At 47.3% G+C, this 2,727-nt stretch carries 2 protein-coding genes and 1 pseudogene; all 3 read left to right on the top strand.

All coding sequences use genetic code 11. The features are described from left to right. Positions 1 to 909, top strand: a pseudogene (locus tag ACYVTD_RS11435) (hypothetical protein); the annotation flags it as partial. A 69-nt stretch (positions 910 to 978) separates the two neighbouring features. Next, positions 979 to 1,455 (top strand): ABC transporter permease, encoded by a 477-nt coding sequence (locus ACYVTD_RS11430; RefSeq protein WP_461247898.1) that lies wholly within the window; start codon positions 979 to 981, stop codon positions 1,453 to 1,455. Then, positions 1,448 to 2,710 carry an ABC transporter permease gene (locus ACYVTD_RS11425; protein WP_461247897.1) on the top strand — a complete coding sequence of 421 codons (1,263 nt, stop codon included), beginning with the start codon at positions 1,448 to 1,450 and terminating at the stop codon, positions 2,708 to 2,710. The genes ACYVTD_RS11430 and ACYVTD_RS11425 overlap by 8 nt, the downstream gene beginning before the upstream one ends. Positions 2,711 to 2,727: the final 17 nt, after the last annotated feature.

The raw sequence follows: 2,727 nt of genomic DNA, 5'->3' as shown, positions 1-2,727 counted from the left end.
GTAATGGCTTTTTTTCTGGTTCTACGCAACATCGCCAGAAACAAAAAAAACAGCGCGATTATCGCCCTTCTTATCGCGGTAATCACTTTCCTTTTTTTTATCGGGAACAGCGTTATTGGAAGGTCCAACCTCGGACTGCGCCGCGCTTTCGTGCAAAGCCTTACGGGCGACGTTGTACTTGAAGCGAAATCCGATATAACCATGAACCTGTTCGGCGCGAATACCCCCATCATCGACACTTTTTTTACAATTCCGCCCCTGCCGGCTTACGACGCGGTTTTGGAAATTGCCCGCGAGCGGGAAGGCGTGGCGAACATTACAAGCCAGGTGTCCGGCAAGGCGTATCTGGATTTGCTGGGCGTGCGCGAACCCGTTCTGTTATGCGGCATAGACGCGGACAGCTATTTCCCACTTTTCACGGGAATTACCCTGGAAGAGGGGCGGCTTTTGGCTTCCGGCGAATACGGCGCGATGATTACGAAGGAACGCGCGGAAAGAATCGGGGAGCAGAGCGGGCAGTATCCGGCGCCGGGCATGAGCCTGCTGTTAACGGCGGGCGGGGCGGTAGGTTTTAAGATACGCGAAGTTCCGCTTGTCGGGATTTACTCTTACGCGAACCCCGGGCAGTTTATGAACGAAATCGTGATTATAGACCCGCAGACCGTGCGCGTCCTTAATTCAATACAGGTGGCGACTTCCCAAGAAGTAGAGTTAGGCGCGGACGCCCTTGCCCTGTTAAACGCGGATCCAGATGATATTTTTGAAGATTTTTTTATGTTAAATGAAGATAACGCGGTTAAAGAGGAATTCTCCGCGGATTCGCCTAGCCCGTTTCTATTTGAAAATAAAACCCAAGATTCCCTTAACCCGTCCGGCCGGGACTTGAAATTTATCATTCTTAAACTTTAAAACAAGGAAAACGTCCGCTCCTTTATATCGGACTTAAATAAAAAAATAGAGCCTTACGGCGTAACAGCTGTGGATTGGCGAATCGCCGCGGGAACTTCCGCCATTTTGGTGCTGTTGATTCAGGCGCTGTTCAATATGGGGATATTTCTTGTCTGCGTCGCGGGAATTATTACTACAATCAACATTTTGTTAATCGGGGTTTTCCGCAGAACCCGCGAAATCGGCACGTTACGCGCTATTGGCGCCGGCGATTTTTACATCGCTTCCCTTGTGCTTCTGGAAAACCTTATTATTACTTTTTTTGCCGGCGCAGTTGGAATTATCGGCGGGGCGTTGTTTATTAACAGGATTAATTCGCTTTCCGTAACAATTCCAAACGAATTAATCGCCTCCCTGCTCGGTGGGAGCGTTTTAAGCCTAGAGTTTATTCCGTTTATCGCGATTTTGTCTTTTGTTTTGGCTGTTGCGTTGGGGGTCGCGGTATCTATTTACCCGATCCATGTTACGGTAAGGGTGGAACCCATGGAAGCGGTGCGTCATGGTTGAAAACAAGCTCATGGAAAAAATTATCGCGCTGTTAAAACTCGCTCTTAAATACCTGAACCGTTATAAGCGGCGTTACGGCTTTTTGCTTGCCGCCCTTGTCTTTGGGTTCGCCATCGTAACTTTTATCACTTCGACAAAAGACGGAATGTACAACAACGTGTACTATTCGGCGCAGTCGCATTATGCGGGCGACATAACGGCGGTAGGCTATGACATCACAACGGGCATACAACACATGGAAGAAAATGAAATTTCGGCTCTTGTAAACGCGGCGGAATCCGTAAAATTAAAGCCCGAACATACGGTGTTTCGCACCCTTTTTGGAGATAACGGCGTCGTGTATTTTAACGGCACAGCGGTAAGGTTAAAATACGTCGTCGGAAACGATTGGGAAAACGAGGAACACCTGTTCTCTAAAATGCATTTTTCCGTACAGCCGGAAAAACCTTTTTCCGACGACGGGATTATCCTGTCCGAACCGGTATCGCGCCTGCTTGGGGCGGCGATGGGGGATAGCGTCATAATGGAAGTCGACACGCGCTGGGGGCAGAAAAACACGGGCGTTTTTATCGTTAGGGGAATAGTGAAGGATTCTTCACTTTTTGGCTATTATAAAGTTTATGTTTCCAGGCTAACCCTTAACCGCCTGTTACTTTTTAACGACGCCGATTGTTCTTCTGTTGGGTTCTTTTTCGATTCAAGATCTAACATAGAACAGAAAAGACTTGTTTTGCAGAACGCCCTTTCTGATATCATTCAAATGGGGCCTTTGGTGTACGACAGGGACGAACTGACGCGTGAAGCAAACCAATGGGTGGAAGGGATTAGAATATTTTTGTATACGATGCCGGTTTATCTTTCTGAAATTTCCGATTTGCTGGACGCGATGAACCTTATAACTTATTTTTTATATGTGATGATGTTATTGATAATTTTCGTAAGCGCGGCCGTTACGTACAGGCTGATACTTCACGAGAGGGCTAGGGAGATGGGTATTATGAGGGCGATTGGTTTTTATGGCGGCGATTTGCGGCTTGTTTTATGGACGGAAGTTATAGCCCTTGGAATAATCTCCCTGTGCGCGGGTTTTTTGCTCGCGGTTTTAATAAGCGGCGCGGCTTCGTTCGTGTCTTTTTCCTGGTTTCCCAGTTTTGAAATATTCCAGAAAAACGGAAAATTATCGGTTTTGTATCTGCCTAAAACGGTGTTAATTAACGTCGCCCTTGTTTGTATCACGCGTATCTGCGCCGAATAGTACACGTTGTTGTACAG

Source organism: Treponema sp. R6D11 (assembly GCF_054786075.1).
The sequence above is the reverse complement of the archived record's forward strand: the minus strand, read 5'-3'. Positions and strand labels throughout refer to the sequence as shown.